We start from the raw sequence: 3780 nt of genomic DNA, 5'->3' as shown, positions 1-3780 counted from the left end.
CGGCACCGCCGAGCCCAAGCCGTCCGAGCCCGCGCCGAACGAGCCCGGCCCCACGACCGCGCCGGAGGCGGGTGCGGCCGCCGATCCGACACGGGGCGCGCTCGCCGAGACGGGAAGCACCGCGCCCGGAGCGGCCGCGCTCGGAGCGATCCTCGCCCTGCTCGGGGCCGGGCTGCTGCTCGCCCGCGCTCGCCGCCGGGCATAGCCCGGCTCAGCGCAAGACCCGAGGGCATCGGCCAAACGGCCGGTGCCCTCGGGGGTCCGTGGACCGCTAGGGTTTTCAGGTGCGCACACGGAACAGAACCGACCGGATCCTTCCTCGATGAGCGCATCGCTCTGGCTGGCGCTCGTCGGGGCCGCGCTCATGATCAGCCTGACCCCCGGCGCGGGTGCGATCTACACGATGAACAACGCGATGTCGGCGGGCTGGCGGCGGGCACTCTGGGGGATCATCGGGCTGCAGCTCGCCCTGATCGTGCACATCCTCGTGGTGGGGGCCGGGATCGGCCTCCTCGTGGCGAAGTCCCCCCTGGCCTTCGACGTGATCCGCTACGCCGGGGCGGCCTACCTCGTGTTCCTCGGGGCGCAAAAGATCGTGCTGAGCACCCGGGACGCCCCGGAGGGCCCCGAGATTCCGGCCGCGGCGACGCGGATGCGGATGCTGACCCGCGGCTTCTGGGTCAACCTGCTGAACCCGAAGTCGCTCCTGTTTTTCCTCGCGTTCCTGCCGCAGTTCCTCCGAGCCGATCAGCCCCTGCCGACGCAGTACCTCGTGCTCATCGGCACGGTCATCGTGATCGACGTGCTCGTGATGTGGTTCGTCTTCGCCGCCGCGGCGCGCCAGTTCGCCCGGCTCGTGCGCTCGGCGGGGGGTCGGCGGATCATGGACCGCGCCTTCGGCGGTGTCTTCATCGCCCTCGGCGTCGTCCTCGCCGTGGTCTGAACCGCCCGGCGGTCACCGGCTGGACTCGCGCGTCGGCTACTGTGGCCCTGTGGAAGACATACGAGGACAGCGCTGGGCCGTCACCGGGGCGGCGGGCACCATCGGCCGCGCCCTTCGCGAGCACCTGGATGCCCGGGGAATTGCGCTGGTGTCGATCGATATCGCCGAGACCACCCCGATGTCGGACGCGGATCGGGTCTGGCCAGCCGATGTGCGCGACCTCGCCGCCCTGGAAGCCGCCTTCGCGGGCTGCGCGGGCGTCATTCACCTGGGCGGCATCCCGGACGAGGCCGATTTCCACGACCTCGCGGAGGTCAACATCGTCGGCACCTACCACGTGCTCGAAGCAGCCCGGCGCGCCGGCGTCGGCCGCGTCGTGTTTGCCAGTAGTAACCGGCTGACGGGCTATTACCCCGCGGGCACCCTCGTTGACGAGGCGATGCCGCCGCGGCCCGACGGCTTCTACGGGGCCTCGAAAGTCGCCGGGGAGGCGCTCTGTCGGCTCTACGTCGATAAGTTCGCTCTCAGCACGATCGTCATCCGGATCGGCAGCTACGAGGCCGCCCCCGGCTCACCGCGCGAGATGAGCACCTGGCTCAGCCCGGCCGATGCCCTCCGCGCCTTCGACGCCGCGATGCACACGCCTCGGCAGCACGCCGTCTTCTACGGGGTGTCCCACAACTCCGCGCGCTGGTGGAGCCTCGACGAGGCCAACAAGACGGGCTTCGTGCCACGCGATGACGCCGCAGCGCACGGCGAGGCCGCGGCGTATCCCGCGGAGCAGCCCCAGGGCGGCCCCTACGCGGCCGCCGAGTACTCAACCCAGCGGATGCGCGCCGTCTGAGGCCCCGCTCCGCCCGGCCCGATCCCGGCGCACCGCCCAAGCGGAGCCGGTGAGACCGCTGATGTCTCGCCAGAGGGGCGGCACGCTGATCCCCGCGGCGCGGCAGTGCCGACGGAACTCCAGGACGCGCCGGACCGTCATGGCCCCGGCGAAGAGGAGGGCCAGGGCGGCGATCAGCGCGGCAATCCCGAGCCAGAGACCGACGCCCGGCAGCGTCGCGGTGCCCCGGATGGCGCGGCTGATGTTCCCGGCGGCGTAGATCAGGAGCAGGACGGACGCCGCGAGCATCAGGAGGGCGCTGAGCCACGAGCCGTGTGAGCGCTTGATGCGCTCCGAGTACCCGGCGATGGCGACCCGGGTCTGCGCCTTGAGATCGATGACGCGCTCGCGGTGTTCGCGGCCCCGCTCCGGTTCGTGCTCGCCGTCCGCGTTCTCCGGCGGCCCGATCTGCTCCAGGGTGCGCGCGAGCTCGGCCAGCCGCTTGGCCTGCTCGGCCAGGCGCGACGAGGACGATTGCCACCAGCTGTAGACCACCGCGGTGATGCCCAGCACGGCAACCAGGATCTGGATCAGCTCCGGTGTGCTCACGGTCCCCCCGTCCGCGCCCCCGGCGGGGCCCTGGCGTTATCCTAGCGAGTGCGGCGCGGGCCGCCAAGGGGCGGCCTGGGCTGGTTGACCGGGGCTAGCGATGGGCCGGTTCCTCCGCCTGCGGCTCCGGGAGGTCGCTCGCGAGCATCCCAAAGATGACCGTGTCGGTCCACTCGCCCTTGCTCCACCAGTCCTGGCGCAGGTGCGCCTCGCGGGTCATCCCCAGGCGCTCGGCGAGCCGCGCAGAGGCGGTGTTTCGTGCGTCCATCTGGGCGGCGATGCGGTGCAGGCCGTGCTCGACGAAGCCCAGCGCGAGCAGGTGCGCGGCTGCCTCGCCGGCGAAGCCCTTGCCGCCGAACGCGGGGTCGAGGACCCAGCCGATCTCGGCGACGCCGCGCTCGCGGTCGGTCAGCCAGAGTTGGGCATCGCCGATGACCCGGCCCTCGTGCTCGATGACCACCGCGAGCGCCCCGGCGGGGCCGCTCAGGGAGGTCTTCGGGAGCCGTTCGGCGACCTGCGTGGCGGCGAACTCCTCGGTCCAGGGCTCGTCAAGGAGGAAGCGGGCCACCTCGGGGCGACCGCAGATCGCGGCCAGCGCAGGCGCATCCTCGCTCCGGTGCGGGCGAAGGATGAGCCGGGGCGTCTCTCGGGCGGGCGCGGCGTCGGCGGGGTTCGGGGCGTCGGGGGAACTCGGGTCGGCTGGGGTGCTCGTGGCTCGTTCGGTCACCACCCCAGCGTGTCAGCGTTGGCTGGGTGTTTCGTGTTGCTCAGCGGCGACGGGGGCCGCTGCCTGGTCGAGCCGTGCCCGCAGCTGGCGGGCGCCGAGCAGCGTCGCGAACAGCACGAGCCAGCCGAGGGCGACGGTCGTGGCGGCGAGCTCGAGCCAGCCGCCGAGCGCGGGGGCGAGGCTGAGTAGAGAGAGGATGCCCCCGGTCGCCGCGGGAAGCGCGACGCCGGCGAGCACCGGCGGCACCAGGCGGGAGAAGGGGCGGCCGAAGCGGATCGAGAGGAACATGGCGAGCAGGGCGAGTCCGAAGCCGAGGCAGGCGAGCGCCACGTGCACCGCGTCCTGCCAGGCCGCGCCCGGGGTGAACGGGATCGGGCAGCCGAGGGAGCACGTGATTCGCGAGGCCGCGACGAAGCTCAGGGAGGCCCCCGTCAGGCTCGCGAAGAAGCCCGCGGCCAGCGCCGGGCTCGCCGGGAGGGCACGAGCCGCGAGGGCGATCAGAAACCCCCCGAGGCCGATCCCCGCGAGGGCGGTATTGAACGCGAGTGCCGAGTTCATCCCGGTCGCCCCGAAGCCGCTGACGTAGATCGCCTGATCGGTGGCCAGCCGAAGCCGCCAGATCGCCGCCAGCCCGCCGACGATGAACAGGATGCCCGGCGCCCACAGCCAGTCCAGGAC

At 72.7% G+C, this 3780-nt stretch carries 6 protein-coding genes; 3 read left to right on the top strand and 3 right to left on the bottom strand.

Annotated features, from left to right (window positions below):
* From OOT08_RS09130 to OOT08_RS09120, 3 genes are all read left to right on the top strand, one after another.
* The coding region (locus tag OOT08_RS09130) for an LPXTG cell wall anchor domain-containing protein (RefSeq protein WP_325092340.1) at nt 1–205 on the top strand (205 nt) is incomplete at its 5' end.
* Between the two features lie 117 nt (nt 206–322).
* A complete protein-coding gene (locus OOT08_RS09125; RefSeq protein WP_325092338.1) occupies nt 323–943 on the top strand; it encodes a LysE family transporter in 621 nt (206 codons plus the stop codon).
* Between the two features lie 49 nt (nt 944–992).
* Nucleotides 993–1787, top strand: coding sequence for an NAD-dependent epimerase/dehydratase family protein (locus OOT08_RS09120; RefSeq protein WP_325092336.1), 795 nt, complete (start codon nt 993–995; stop codon nt 1785–1787).
* Here OOT08_RS09120 and OOT08_RS09115 read toward each other — a convergent pair.
* The 3 genes from OOT08_RS09115 to OOT08_RS09105 all read right to left on the bottom strand — a co-directional run.
* Nucleotides 1761–2375 carry a hypothetical protein gene (locus OOT08_RS09115; protein WP_325092334.1) on the bottom strand — a complete coding sequence of 205 codons (615 nt, stop codon included), beginning with the start codon at nt 2373–2375 and terminating at the stop codon, nt 1761–1763. The two genes, OOT08_RS09120 and OOT08_RS09115, sit on opposite strands and share 27 nt — an antisense overlap.
* Before the next feature lie 94 nt (nt 2376–2469).
* Nucleotides 2470–3102 carry a GNAT family N-acetyltransferase gene (locus tag OOT08_RS09110; protein WP_325092333.1) on the bottom strand — a complete coding sequence of 211 codons (633 nt, stop codon included), beginning with the start codon at nt 3100–3102 and terminating at the stop codon, nt 2470–2472.
* Between the two features lie 12 nt (nt 3103–3114).
* Nucleotides 3115–3780 (bottom strand): hypothetical protein (locus tag OOT08_RS09105; protein ID WP_325092332.1); only part of this gene is annotated, 666 nt, incomplete at its 5' end.

Source organism: Leucobacter sp. M11 (assembly GCF_035726885.1).
Classification (GTDB): Bacteria; Actinomycetota; Actinomycetes; order Actinomycetales; family Microbacteriaceae; genus JAPFRB01.
The sequence above is the reverse complement of the archived record's forward strand: the minus strand, read 5'-3'. Positions and strand labels throughout refer to the sequence as shown.